Annotated in this window: 11 protein-coding genes; 6 read left to right on the plus strand and 5 right to left on the minus strand. The window is 68.2% G+C overall.

All coding sequences use genetic code 11. The features are described from left to right. Positions 1–80: 80 nt before the first annotated feature. Positions 81–731, minus strand: coding sequence for a hypothetical protein (locus ACWDZ6_RS05410; protein WP_451501761.1), 651 nt, complete (start codon positions 729–731; stop codon positions 81–83). 663 nt (positions 732–1,394) lie between these two features. Between ACWDZ6_RS05410 and ACWDZ6_RS05415 the strand changes: the two genes are divergently transcribed. Then, on the plus strand, positions 1,395–2,222 hold the full coding sequence (locus ACWDZ6_RS05415; protein WP_451501762.1) for a glycoside hydrolase domain-containing protein: 828 nt from the start codon (positions 1,395–1,397) through the stop codon (positions 2,220–2,222). 342 nt (positions 2,223–2,564) lie between these two features. On the opposite strand, the gene ACWDZ6_RS05420 is transcribed toward ACWDZ6_RS05415, so the two are convergent. Beyond that, entirely contained in the window at positions 2,565–2,711 is a 147-nt protein-coding gene (locus ACWDZ6_RS05420) for a hypothetical protein (protein ID WP_351461129.1), read from the minus strand. A 364-nt stretch (positions 2,712–3,075) separates the two neighbouring features. Next, the gene (locus ACWDZ6_RS05425; RefSeq protein WP_451501763.1) at positions 3,076–5,244 is read right to left on the minus strand and encodes an MMPL family transporter; all 2,169 of its coding nucleotides are present in this window, start codon (positions 5,242–5,244) and stop codon (positions 3,076–3,078) included. 109 nt (positions 5,245–5,353) lie between these two features. Here ACWDZ6_RS05425 and ACWDZ6_RS05430 point away from each other — a divergent pair, with 109 nt between their 5' ends. Then, positions 5,354–6,904, plus strand: coding sequence for an MFS transporter (locus ACWDZ6_RS05430; RefSeq protein ID WP_451501764.1), 1,551 nt, complete (start codon positions 5,354–5,356; stop codon positions 6,902–6,904). Positions 6,905–6,916: 12 nt separating this feature from the next. Here the strand turns inward: ACWDZ6_RS05430 and ACWDZ6_RS05435 are convergent, their stop codons facing one another. Continuing rightward, on the minus strand, positions 6,917–7,489 hold the full coding sequence (locus ACWDZ6_RS05435) for a TetR/AcrR family transcriptional regulator (RefSeq protein WP_451501765.1): 573 nt from the start codon (positions 7,487–7,489) through the stop codon (positions 6,917–6,919). 158 nt (positions 7,490–7,647) lie between these two features. Here ACWDZ6_RS05435 and ACWDZ6_RS05440 point away from each other — a divergent pair, with 158 nt between their 5' ends. The 4 genes from ACWDZ6_RS05440 (at position 7,648) to ACWDZ6_RS05455 (ending at position 11,630) form a co-directional block, all read left to right on the plus strand. Further along, a complete protein-coding gene (locus ACWDZ6_RS05440) occupies positions 7,648–8,874 on the plus strand; it encodes an aromatic ring-hydroxylating oxygenase subunit alpha (protein WP_451501766.1) in 1,227 nt (408 codons plus the stop codon). A 574-nt stretch (positions 8,875–9,448) separates the two neighbouring features. Continuing rightward, positions 9,449–10,315 carry a sulfatase-like hydrolase/transferase gene (locus ACWDZ6_RS05445; RefSeq protein ID WP_451501767.1) on the plus strand — a complete coding sequence of 289 codons (867 nt, stop codon included), beginning with the start codon at positions 9,449–9,451 and terminating at the stop codon, positions 10,313–10,315. Continuing rightward, positions 10,312–10,899: a hypothetical protein gene (locus tag ACWDZ6_RS05450; RefSeq protein WP_326651348.1), complete on the plus strand. Its 588-nt coding sequence runs from the start codon at positions 10,312–10,314 to the stop codon at positions 10,897–10,899. Before ACWDZ6_RS05445 ends, ACWDZ6_RS05450 begins: the two co-directional genes overlap by 4 nt. Continuing rightward, positions 10,899–11,630 carry a coenzyme F420-0:L-glutamate ligase gene (locus ACWDZ6_RS05455; protein WP_451501768.1) on the plus strand — a complete coding sequence of 244 codons (732 nt, stop codon included), beginning with the start codon at positions 10,899–10,901 and terminating at the stop codon, positions 11,628–11,630. The genes ACWDZ6_RS05450 and ACWDZ6_RS05455 overlap by 1 nt, the downstream gene beginning before the upstream one ends. 206 nt (positions 11,631–11,836) lie before the next feature. Here ACWDZ6_RS05455 and ACWDZ6_RS05460 read toward each other — a convergent pair whose 3' ends face one another. Next, positions 11,837–12,985, minus strand: a complete 1,149-nt coding sequence (locus tag ACWDZ6_RS05460; protein WP_451501919.1) for a DUF1152 domain-containing protein — start codon at positions 12,983–12,985, stop codon at positions 11,837–11,839. Positions 12,986–13,073: the final 88 nt, after the last annotated feature.

The following is a 13,073-nucleotide window of genomic DNA, read 5'->3' on the forward strand; positions in this document are numbered from 1 at the left end:
GAGATCTCCCCGGAGGAGAAAGCCCGCCGCGGCGGCACCGCCTGCCGGCGCATCCTGGACGCTTTCCAGGTCTGCCGGTTCTAGGTCTGCCGGGCGGTCTCGGACCGGGTGCGTTCGTATTCGGCCCGGTCCAGGATCTTCCAGGCTGCCTGGCCGATGGCGAGGACGCCGCGGGCCGGCAAGGGCACGTCACCGATCCGCGGATTGTCCTGCAGCTGGACGGGGAGTCCGAGATCGACGCCGTCGAGCGTGGCTCGTGAGTCGTTGACGAAGTACATCTGCTGGGGCATGAGCGTTCCGGTGTGGCCGCTCGGCATCACGCCGTACAGCTGCAGATGCCCCATCCCCAGCGCGCGGGCCAATCGCTCCCGAGTCCGAACCAGAGAACGAGGGCGCCAGGTGGCGAGCGGCAGCGCCGCGCTGATGCTGTTGAGGATGGTGAGGAGCCGGGTCGAGGAGGCGGTGAGGGTCCAGTCCAGAGGCGGAGAATCCATCGTGACCCGCAGGGAGGCCGGGCCCGTCCAGGTGAGCCTGATGTGGGTGTATCCCGTGCGGTCGCAGGCCGCGCCGTAGTACCTGGGGCACGCTGTGTCGAGCCGCGCACCGTCGACGTGGATCGACCAGCTGCCGCTCGGGTCGCGATGCCACAGAGTGCGGTAGGGGCCGAAGGAGTTCTCCGGGAAGACGCGCAGCGCGAGTACGTGTCCGGAGTCGAAGGGGAGCCCGAACACACCCCAACCCTTGACGTATTCATGATGGGGCCAAGGTGACCGACCCCGTATCGCCGGGACGTCCGACAACTTGGCAGACAGGTCGAGCATCTCCATCACTCCCGCGGTGCCGGCCACCCCTTCACCCTCATGGTTGAAGCCTAGATCGGATACGAGCAGAACGGCATGTGGTCGTGATCAGACCACCCGGAGGCGGCCGGCGATGTGCCTGCCCGGCCCGGGGCCGGGCCTGATCAGGGAGCCGCACGCCGGCCCGCAGCTCAGGCAGCGTCGGGCAGGCAACGGGGACAGGGTGACCGCTCCATCGGGCAACGATCGGGCAGTTGTGGTCCTTCACCCGGACGCAGGCGCAGCGGCCGGGACGTGCCCTTGGCGCACAGCTGACCCACAGGTCCCGGGCTCGCACAATTTCCGTCCTGTCGTGGGTCGTTCGCCGGTCGGCAGGAGTCTTTGCTGTGCCTTGAGGGAATCTTGTGGCGATTGAGGCAAGGGGTTTCCCGAGTGCAGTGCCGGCGTCGGTTACGGTGCGATCCGCTCCCGGCGCCGGGGGCCGAGCACGCGGTCGTCGCTGTGCCGGATGTGCGCCGAATCAAGGGCTATGACGGGGTCCGGTTCATCTTTGCTCAGCACGTCCCGGTGCTCGTATGTCATGAATGGGGTGGGATGTCCAGACATCGGATGTCTAAGAGGCGCCGTTATATCGCCTGGGCGGTAGCGGGCGCCGCCGTGGTCGCCGGGGGCGGGATCGCGGCGCAGACCTCCATGGCGGCCACGGCGTGGCCCGCCCAGAAGACGTTCACCGGCAACGCCTTCGACACCTGCACCGCGCCTTCGCTGTCCGCGATGAAGGCCTGGAACACCGGTTTCTACGGCGCGGCCGCCGTCTACGTCGGCGGCAAGAACCGCGGCTGCGGCCAGCCCAACCTCACGGCCTCCTGGGTGAAGTCGGTCAGCAACATGGGCTGGAGGCTCGTCCCGCTGTACGTGGGCGCCCAGCCGCCGTGCCAGACGAGCTCCAACCCCGAGAAGCTGACCACCTCCACCGCCGCCTCGCTCGGCGCCGCCGACGCCGCTGACGCGGTGGCCAAGGCTTCGGCCCTGGGCATGAAGGCGGGCAGCCCGATCTACCTGGACATGGAGTCGTACGACATCACCAACAAGTCCTGCAACGACGCGGTGCTGACCTACGTACGCGCCTTCGACAAGACGCTGCACGCCAAGACGTACCGGGCCGGGTACTACGGCTTCCGGAGCTCCAGCGCGACGGCGATCGCCGACGCGACCGACCGTACGGACCTGCCCGGCAACCTCTGGTACGCGCTGTGGGACAAGCAGAACACCACGACCGCCGACTGGCCCTTCGCCGCCGATCGCTGGACCAACCACAGCCGCGCCCACCAGTACATGGTCAACAGCAAGGAGACGCGGGGCGGCTACACGATCACGGTGGACCGCGACGCGTGGGACGCGCCGGTCGCCATCACCGGCTGAGACGCCTGGCTCCCGCTCATCGCCGAGGTCGACGAGACACCCGACTGGCGAGCCCCGGCTCGTTGCGGTCCAGGGTGTGCTCGTCGGCCAGGCAGGACTGAGCGGAAGCAAGGTGAGTTCGCTTCCGGTGCCGGCTCGCTCGGAGTCTCGGCGGTGATCGGTCATCTCGGAACTGTCGCCGATGGCCGGCGGCCGGTCGCGCGGCTTTGAGCGGGCGTCCGCCGCAGCGGATGCCCTCCGGCTTCGGATGCGGGCGCGTTCTCGGTGTTGGGCGGCCAGGACGTCGAGGTGGCGGGCGTTGGTGTTACGCCACCGTTGAGCCTCTGTCCGGTGATCGACTTGTCACGGACTCTCGGTGAAGCGGACGGACCAGGCGTAGCCGCTCAGGCTGTCGTGCGGGACCCGCACGACTTCTGTGACCTGGCAACCGTCGTGGGCGTACTTGCGGGCGAACCGGTCAAGGCGCTGTGCGTCGGTGAGATCTTCCATGGACAGAGGTGCTCCGACGACGAGGTCTTGGTGAAGGACTGTGTCCCGCGCGGTGCCGTCAGAGCACGCCGAGCAAAGATGCGTTTTGGGTAGGGCCATACGTCCAGTGTCCTCCTAACCTGGATGCCCCGACGTTCACCGAGCAAATGGCCGCGCTGCAGAGTCCCTGTCGTCGACCAGATCGAGAGCCGGGCCCCGGTCGGCCGGCGCGAACCTTGGTGCCGACGGCGTCCTCGAGTGAGAGCACCAGGCCGTGCTCCGACTGCACCGGCGCGTCTCGTGGCCCAGCAGGCGCTTTGCCGTTCCCGGGGCCGACAGCGCGCGGTGGGTCCCGGCCGGCTGATGCGGCCGGGACCCGGTGCGGTCAGCTGCGGACGAGTTCGGCCGGTGGAGCGTCGGTGGCCTCCGGTGCGTGAGTGACGAGCCGCGCACCCTCGATGTCCACATCGGGCAGCACCCGGTCGATCCACCGGGGCAGCCACCAGGCGCTGCGGCCGAGCAGGGCGAGCAGGGCGGGTATGACGGCCATCCGGACGACGAAGGCGTCCAGGGCCACTCCGACCGCCAGGGCGAAGCCCATCATCTTGATCATGGGGTCGGTCGACGGGACGAACCCCGCGAACACGCTGATCATGATGATCGCGGCGGCGGTCACGACCCGGGCACCATGGCCGACCCCGGCGACGACTGCCTCGGTGGGCGAGGCCCCGTGGACGAACTCCTCGCGGACCCGGGTCGCGAGGAAGACCTGGTAGTCCATGGCGAGACCGAAGAGGACCCCGACCAGGAAGACCGGCATCACGCTGACGATGGGTCCGGTCGTCTGAACCCCTAGCGCGGTGCTCAGCCAGCCCCACTGGAAGACCGCGACGACGGCTCCGAAGGTGGCCCCGAGGGTGAGCAGAAAGCCCAGGGCCGCTTTGAGGGGGACCAGGATCGAGCGGAAGGCGAGAACGAGCAGGAGAAACGCGAGGCCGACGATCAGCGCGAGATAGGGGACGAGCGCCCTGCCGAGCTTGGTCGACATGTCGAGGTTGATGGCCGTACGGCCGGTGACGGAGACCGTGGCTCCCGCGGGGGGCGAGAGGTCGCGGATGGCGGAGACGAGCCTGCCGGTGGCCGTGCTGTCCGGGGCGCTGCTGGGGATCACGGTCAGCAGGGCTGTGTCCGCGGCCTTGTTGAGGACGGCGGGAGTCACTGCGGCGACGCCGTTCAGCGGGGTGAGTCGTTCGGCGGTCCGCCGGGCCGGGCCCTCGGCGCTCCCGTTCCCCTTGGTGTCGACGACGATGAGCAGCGGCCCGTTGTGACCGGGGCCGAATCCCTTGGTGACGAGGTCGTAGGCCTTGCGCTGGGTGGTGGCGGGGGCGGCGCTGCCGTCGTCGGGCATGCCGAGACGCAGGTCAAGGGCGGGGACGGCGAGTGCGGCCAGCGCAACGGTGGCTGTCAGCAGGACGGTGAGAGGTCGGCGGGTTACCAGACGGGCCCAGCGGCGGCCGGCAGAGACGTCGAGGCTGTCGGCACGCCGTCGGGGTCGGAGCCGCTGCCCGGCGAAGCCGAGAAACGCGGGCAGCAGGGTGAGGGCGATCAGAACGGCGAGAGCGACGGTGGCCGCGGCGGCGAACCCCATCTGGGTGAGGATCGGCAGGCCGGCGACGGAGAGTCCGGCGAGTGCGATCACCACGGTCAGCCCGGCGAAGACGACCGCCGATCCGGCGGTGCCGACCGCCAGCCCTGCCGCCTCCTGGGCAGGGCGGCCGGCCGCGAGTTCCTCGCGGTGGCGGGAGACGATCAGCAACGCGTAGTCGATGGCGACGGCCAGGCCCAGCATCGTGGCCAGTACCGAGGTGTTGGAGCTCAGGTCGACGAAACCGGTGGTGGCCGTAATGGCGGACACGCCGATTCCGACGCCTATCAGGGCGGTCACCAGCGGAAGTCCGGCCGCGAGGACCGAACCGAAGGTGATGACGAGTACGAGGGCGGCCACCGCGAGGCCGATGATCTCGCCGGAGCCGGACGCGGCCGGCTCCTGGAGGGCGTCGCCGCCGCTCTCCACGATGAGGCCTGCGGAGCGGCCTATCGAGGCGGCGGATTCCAGGGTCGCTCGGGCGCCCTTGGGGATGTCTCCCATCGGCACCTTGTAGGTGACCTGTGCCAGCGCGTAGCGGCCGTCCGGGGATACGGCCATCGCGTCGAAGGGGTCGAGGACGTCGGCGACCTCGGCGTCGCGGCGCAGCCGGTCGAGCGACTGGCGTACGGCGGCGGTGGCGCCGGGTTCGGCCAGCTTGTGGCCATCGGGTGCGGCGAACACGACCACGGCGGTGGCGCCGCCCGCGTGGGTGTCCGGGAAGCGCTGCTTCATCAGGTCCATGGCCTTCTGGGCCTGGGTGCCCGGGATGGTGAACGAGTTGGAGGTCGGCCCGGACAGGGCCGCGCCGCCTACGCCGACGGCGATCAGCAGTGCGACCCAGAGGGCGGTGATCGTCCACCGTCGGCGGAAGCAGAACCGGCCGAGCCGGTAGAGGAATGCGGCCATGGTGGGTGGCTCCTGTCAGAGAGGGTTCAACAAGGCGAACGTTATAATAACGAACGTGATGTTAATTGCGGGGGGTAGATCCAGGCCCCGCGACCCTTTGGAGGAGCTCATGACGCTCGCCCCACCGTCCGTCGAAACGGCTCCCGCCACGCGTCCGCACCCCCGCCGCTGGGCGGGGCTGGCGGTGCTCTCCGCGAGCCTGCTGCTGGTGCTCATGGACATGACGATTCTCAATATCGCGCTGCCCGCGATCTCCGCGGACCTGCGGCCCGACTCGGTCCAGCTGTTGTGGATGGTCGACGTCTACGCCTTGGTGCTGGCCGGACTGCTCGTCACCGTCAGCGCCATCGGCGACCGCTGGGGCCGTAAAAAGACCCTGCTCAGCGGCTTCGCGGTGTTCGGTCTCGCCTCCACGTCCGCGATCTGGGCGGACAGCGCCGGCGAGGTGATCACGGTGCGGGCCCTGCTCGGCGTCGGCGGCGCGATGATCATGCCGGCCACACTGTCGATGATCCGAGCCCTCTTCACCGACCCGAGGGAGCGAGCCACCGCACTCGGTATCTGGGCCGCGATGGCCGCGCTCGGCGGAGCGCTCGGGCCGATCCTCGGCGGCTTCCTGCTGGCGCACTTCAGCTGGCACGCCGCGTTCCTGGTCAACGTGCCCGTGATGGCCGTCGCGATCACCGCCGGGCTGCTGTTGCTGCCGGAGTCGCGCAACCCCCGTCCCGGTCGCTGGGACCTGCTTGCCGCGCTGCTCTCCATGGTCGGCATGGTCGCGTTCGTCCACAGCGTCAAACACTTCGCCAAGGAGGGCCTCACCGACGCCGGCGCGCTCGCGACCTTCGCGCTGGCCGTCCTCGCGTTGGGCTGGTTCGTACGGCGCTGCCTCAACCGGCAGGACCCGCTGCTGGAGATTCGGCTGTTCCGCAGCCGGCCCTTCACTGCCGGCGCCATCGTGGCTGTCACCACCGCGATGGCGATGGCCGGGATGATGCTCCTGATCGCGCAGTGGATGCAGCTGGTCGAAGGCTTCTCGCCGCTCCAGGCCGGCTTGCGGCTGCTGCCCGCCGCGCTCGGCGCCGGCGTGATCTCGCCTCTTGCTCCACAGCTGGCCGCGCGTTGGGGGGCCCGCCCGGTGCTGGCCGGCGGCCTGGCTGTCTCCGGCGGGGGGTTCCTGCTGATCGCGCTCGCCCCGACGACCTACCTGTGGGTGGCGCTGTCCCTGCTGCTGATCGGAACGGGCATGGGATCGCTGGCGATCGCCTCCGCGGTCATCATGGCCGGCGCGCCGCCGGAGAAGTCCGGAAGTGCCGCCGCGATCGAGGAGACCGGCTATGAGCTGGGCAGCGTGCTGGGGGTGGCCGTGCTCGGGAGCATCGCAGCCGCCACCTACCGGGGCGGCCTGTCGCTCACCGACCTGGCCGCCGACGGGGTCACCGGCGCGGCGGCGCAGACGGTGCGCGAGTCACTCGCCGGGGCGCTCGCCTTCGCCCAGCACGCCGGTCCGGCCGCCGGGGCGCTCGCCCACCGCGCTCAGCAGTCCTTCACCGACTCGCTCGACGTGGTCGGCCTCAGCGGCGCGGGCCTGATGCTCCTTGCCGCACTCGCCGTATGGGCGCTCACCCCGAAACACCTCGACGTCTGCGAAGGTCACCAATGACCGCAGCCGTGGTCAGCGCGGCACAGCCGGTACCCCCACCTGATCCGCGATCAGGTGGGCCGCCGCGCGGGTGCGCTCGTGATCCCCCGTAGCGAGCAGGTCCAGAGCCAGCCCGGCCAGCGCCGCAGCCGCAACAGAGGCGCGTACGCGGGCCGTGCCCGGGTCCTCGCCGCGCTCCGTCAGAGCTTCCGCCAGCGCTTCCACCCACGCGGTGACCAGGCCCGAGCGGACCGCGGCCGGGATCGGCTGGCTCGCTGCGGGCAGCGCGGTGACTTCCAGCACCAGCCGCACCTGGGCGAGGTTCTGGGGCTCCTCCAGCCATGTCCAGTACTCGCGCACCGCCTGCGCCGGATCGCCGGTGAACCAGGCCGTGGTCAGCCGGTGCTGCTCGGCCTCGATGTGCTGGACCACCTCGCTGATCAGCTGCTCCCGGGAGCCGAAGTGGTAGGTGAGGGTGTAGGTGCTGACGCCGAGCGCGGTGGCCAGCGGACGGAGCGACAGATCGCCTACGCCTGTGCGGACGAGCTGCTGCACGATTTCCGCCAGCAGCTCGGGCTTACGGTCAGGATTCGGCTTACGGCCCATGAGCCGTCACTTTACTGAGTCGGCAAGGATGCTTCGCCGTCGATCCGTTGCCGGAGCCCTCTGTCGTCGCAGGGCAGCCCGACCCCGCGCAGATCCCGCAAGGGTCCGAGCGCGACTCGCCCTCCAATTTTTACATAACGAATGTTATTCTTAAGCCCATGGCCGACACTCACGTGCACGTTCCGACTGCCCCTGCCCGTAGGGGAACCCAAGCCCTGCTCGACGCCATCGCCGCTGTGGCGCGGTTACCGCTCGCCCGGGCGACGGCCTTGCCGCCCGAGGCGTACTGGTCGCCGGAGCTCTACGAACTGGAAGTCGAACGCATCTTCCGCAGGGAGTGGATGTGCGTCGCCCGCGAAGAGCAGGTCCCCGAGGCCGGTGACTGGCTCGCCGTCGATCTGGTCGGTGAAGCCCTGGTCATCACCCGTGACGAGCAGGGGCGGCTGAACGCCCTCTCCAGGGTGTGCAGGCACCGCTCGATGGATCTCCTGAACGACGCCGAATCCCGGTGCGGGACCACCAAACGCCTCATGTGCCCCTATCACCTGTGGACTTACCGGCTCGACGGGGAACTGGCGGGCGCACCTCTGATGCACGAGGCAGAGGGCTTCGACAAGAAAGACGTGTCACTGCCGCGGTTCCGGATCGAGACCTGGCACGGCTTCGTCTTCGTCAACCTCGACCCCCGGGCGGAGCCCCTGGCGCCGCGGATGGGCGCGGTGCAAGCCGCCCTCGCGCCGCTCGACCTCGGCACCTGGCGGCTGGCCGCTTCTCTCCCCTGGGGGCAGCAGCCCGTGAACTGGAAGATCGCCGTGGAGAACGGCTCGGAGGCGTACCACCACATGGGCACGCACCGGGACACCCTCCAGCCGCTGTGGCCCACGTCGACGATCGTTCCTGACGGGGCGCACGAGGACGACTGGTTCAGCTACCCGATGGTGATCAGCAAGGAAGCCGCGGCGGGGGTCGGCCCCGACGGGCAGCCCATCATGCCGACCCTCTTCCCGGTTCCCGAAGGGGCGACCAGGCTGCAGCGCTCGTCCAGTCTCGTCACCGGCGTCTTCCCGATGTTCTTCTTCTCCGCCTCGCCCGACATGGCCACATGGTTCGACTGGCGCCCCACCGGGCCGGAGAGCCACGAACTCGATGTGCACATTCTGGTGCCGCCGGAGGCGTTCGAACTGGCCGACTTCCAGGACAGGGTCGAGCTCCTCACCGGGGTACTCAATGCCGTACAGGCCGAGGACGCCCACGCCAACAAGGGCGTCATGCGGGGTCTGCGCTCCGCGCAAGCCACCCCCGGACGGCTGTCCCACCTCGAACGCCCGCTGTGGCAGTTCCACCGATACGTTGCCGACCGGCTCGGACTGCTCGAATCGCCTTGAACTCCGTACTCGGGCAGGGCGGCGAGCTTGCGCCCTCCCGGTGCTCCGTCCGAGGGCTGGGAGGGTGCGAACGGCCATTCGCCGGCGGTGAGCCGGCCTGCACAACAAAGAAGCTCCGGGCCGCCGGCCCGGGGCTTGTGCCCGGAGCGGGTGACGGGAATCGAACCGCGCTCCGAGCTCGGGAATCACCCGGGCGCCGCATGGATGCGCGGGTTGTGTGATCAAGCTGCCGCTGTCCGGACCGACGCAGGCCGACCTCTTCGTACCCCACCAATGGCAATGAGGTTCGGGGACCGGTCGGCGCCCTGTGAGCTGCGGCGATGGGCCCGTGAAAGTCCGTGGATTTCGGACCGGCTCCCCCGAGGCCGTCGAATGACTCGCCTTCGCTCGCAAGCCCGGTGAGCGCTTGCACTCATTGCGAGAGCAAGGATCGCAGATCCATTCCCTGCCTGTTTTCGAGGGATGGCGCGCGCACGTTTACTCCGACCGATGGGCGGACACGCTCATGAGCAGCCGCTACGCTCAGCCTGGCCAGTTATCCCGGACAGGGGTGGATCGCTGCTGAGGGGGGCAAATGCCGGAGTACGACGGCGCCAATTCGCTTCTGATTGTCACGCTGGACAGTTGCAGGTACGACAGTGCATTGCATGCCGACACCCCATTTCTTGATGCCCTGACCGTCCTCGAACCGGCGCTCGCGCATGCAACCTTCACCCTGCCCGCACATACGGCTATGTTCTCGGGCTACTTTCCGCTGGCGGACCGTATACGCGGTCTTGAGTCACCCATCGCGTTACGGCAATTACCAACGGCTCGGAGACCTGGTCTGTTGAAGAGCCGCGGACGTGGCTTCTCGGCGGGCGTGAACATGATCGACGGCCTCCGCCGCCGTGGCTATCGTACGGTTGGCGCGGGCGGCGTGCGCTGGTTCACAGGCCCTCAATTACGTGAGGGATTTGATGAGTTCCTCTACTGGGGGCCCACCTATTGTCCGGATGATGTCGACCTGCCGGCCTGGGAAGCGCCGCATTTTGCACTCTCTCATCCGCAGGAAATCGCGGCGGTCCTGCCCGGACAGCCGGAGCCATGGCTGCTCTTTGTCAATGCGGCGGAGACGCACGCCCCATACTCGGCTCCTGATTCGATTCTGCAGCAGCAGCGCCTCTACGCGCATGCCAGAAACGCCAAGGAACCGATTCGGCAGGACACCCGGTTCGAGCGGCTCATGGCCCAACTGGCGGAGTGTCAGGAAGACGCTGTAGCCCTCGTGGATGCCAAGCTGCGCGTTCTGTTCGGGCTGCTTCCGGGGCCGTTCGACTTCATAGTCACCGCCGACCACGGAGAGTCCTTCGGGGAGCAGGGGCTCTGGGGGCACGTGCACTCTGCTCCCGAAGTGTTCAGTGTTCCTTTGTGGCAGGGTCGATACAGTGGGACGAAATGAGCGAAATTGCCATCTCCTCGCTCCTTGCTGTCGTCACCGGCATTGCATCGTCGTACCTGTTCTGGATCTGGCTCACCAAGGGCCTGGCGCCGAAGGTTGTCTGGTCCTCGGCCATAAGCAAAGCGCGGCTTCCTGGAGGACCGGTTAAATACCGCGTGAAGATCATGAATACGGGTCGTCGCGCTGCCGTGGATTTCAGTGCGGTGTGCATGTTGAAATTGCCCGATGCGGGTTCCAACGGGAACACCAAACTGGCCACCCTCAGAACGCTGGATGTGCCACTGCCGAGACTGGCTCCCGGAAGATCTCGCGTGATCACCATCAAAACGGATGGTATCGATCCGCTCCAGGTGCGCGGCCTGCCTGACGCTGTCCGCGAGTGTCTGAACCAGGATCCGCCGATCCCTCTCGAGCAACTGCTGGCCCGATTTCCGGGTGCCCATCTCGTGCTGCACCTTTCGGCGTACGACGAGAAATCCGGTACCAGGTGCCACTTCACCTCGCAGGACTACACGACGCGATCCATCACGGACCGGCCGTTTTCGAGTGACAGTGTCGACATACAAAGCCGGGGGCTGACCTAGTGGACCGGAGCGATCTCGAGATGATCGGGCAGTGCCTGAAAGGCCTGGCCGCGGCTTTGGGGTCAGGCAGCGGCATCACTCACGTCATGGTGCCGGTCGAATCTCCGCCCATCCGTTCCGGGGACGACATCCTCGCGCCGGACGTCGTGGCCGAGGTGGCGGCCGGCGAGGACGGTGACATCGTCGTGGTGGCGTCAAAGGTCGTCTCCCTGGAGCAGCGGCGGGTTGTGCGGTTGGCTGCGGCGCCCGATCTCGGGACCGCAGCACGGCGCGAAGAACTCCGTGCGACCTTGTGCACGCAGTTTCCTGACGCCGGCGTGCGGGACGTCGTCATGCTGGATCGCGGAGCGGCGGATTCCGAGTACATCCTCGGGCCGGCCGATCCCAACCGTGCCGCAAGCGAGCTCGCCGCGAGGCTGTCCGAGAGGGTCGGCATCCGTGTCGATGTGGTGATCAGTGACAGCGCGGCAGGTGTCTCCAAGGGGGAGGCCCTCATAGGCTGCCCGACATTTCTTGCCACACCCATCGGAGCCACGGCCGGTCTTTCCCTGTTGCATGCTCAACGCTGTGCGTCCGGGGCGGAGATCGTTCGCAACGCTCGCCCCCGACACCCTTTCACGATCGTCCGACCCGAGTCGCTGAGAAGCCGTCGCAGAGCGCGCATCGGTGAATTCCGGTACGGGGGATTCCTCGATGCCGCGCGGGAGAGCCGGTTACTTCTCGACGGATGATGAACGGTGGCAGGCCGGACTGAAAGGGCTTCTGCAGGTCAGGAGTTGCGGTGCCTGCTCAGACTGCGTGTGGGTGGCGGCGAGAGGAGCTCGCTGCTCGAGCAGGGTCTCCTGGCGGGAGGCGTGGACCAATGGGCCGATAGCACCGACCTCCTCAACCGCCCCAGCGCCGTTCGCGTGGCAACGCATGCGCTCGGATGGATGTCTTAGGTCCCGACCACAGTCGGCGGTCCCTGAGATGAGACGCGCCAGAGTGGGGCTGCGTATTGCTCTGGACGGCTGTTGATCAGGAGAGCTCTCAGGTCCTGGCGCTGTTTGCCGTTGAGGCCGAGGGCCTCGGTGACGCGGCGGAACGTTGTGTGGGTGATGCCGCGGGTGCGTGCTTCGGCCTCAAACCGGTCGAGTTGGCTCAGCGCGGCGTCAGGGTCGAGCTTCTGTTCTTGCTGGGTTCCGAGCCGAGTGGCTTTGTTGCGCTCGTAGTCGATCTCCGAGTAGCCGCAGATTTCGCGACTGTGCTGCTCGGCCTCGTCGAGGGTTTCGGTCTCGAGGATGGCGCGGGCGAGTTGGTTGCGGTTGAGGGCGTTGTCCAGGTCGGCTTCGTGGACGGTGGGGCCCTCGTCGGTGAGCGGGACCGGCAGGCCGGTGTCCCTGACTTCGCACAGGCCGCGGACTCCTCGGGCGGTGGCCGCGAGCATGGCTGTGGCTTCGGACGGGTGCCATTCCAGAACAGAACTGACCGGCTCGACGTGCTCGGCCTTGAGTGTGAGGACGGATGGGCCCATACGGTCGCGCAGGTCGTCCGCCGATAGCTCTCCGTCCAGGCCGGGACCGGCGACCAGGAGCCTTACGGGGGCGTTGACTTGGCAGCATGCTGCGAGCGTGAGGGCGTCGGCGAGCGGGCTGCGAAGGGTTGGTTCGTCCCCCTTGGCGAGGATGTCGCCTCCGACGTCCAGGAGGTCGATTGACTCGGGGGCCAGGTGGTCGGTGAGTTCTTCGAGCTGGCGGATGATGCCCTCGGCGCCGTGGTGCGGGTCGATCAGCGCGAAAGTATGGGGGAGCTCGGCAGCGAGCCGGGGGAGTGTGGACCCTGCGGGGGCTACCGGCTTCGCGTCGGCGGGGACAGCCTGAACGCTTCTGGTGAGTGGGCGGAGACCGGCGAAGTTGGCCGGCCCCCGTGGGCCCGGTACAGGGTCGATCAAGAGGCGGTCCCACGCATACGTGAGGATCACCGCCGGACTCCGGCCGCCGTAGAGGACGGCATCGAGCATTGCGGCGGCGACTGCGTCGCCTCCTCCTCCTGCTGCCACGATGAGGCGCGTCACCTTCCCACCGTACGGGCTGCAGGGCCGGCCCATCTCGCCCACATTCGATTCTGGGTGCGTCAGGACCACGCGAGGGACCCCCTGACCAGGGGCGGCATAACATGGCAAAAACGGATGAAAA

The sequence above is a fragment of the Streptomyces sp. NPDC002926 genome (genome assembly GCF_053591755.1).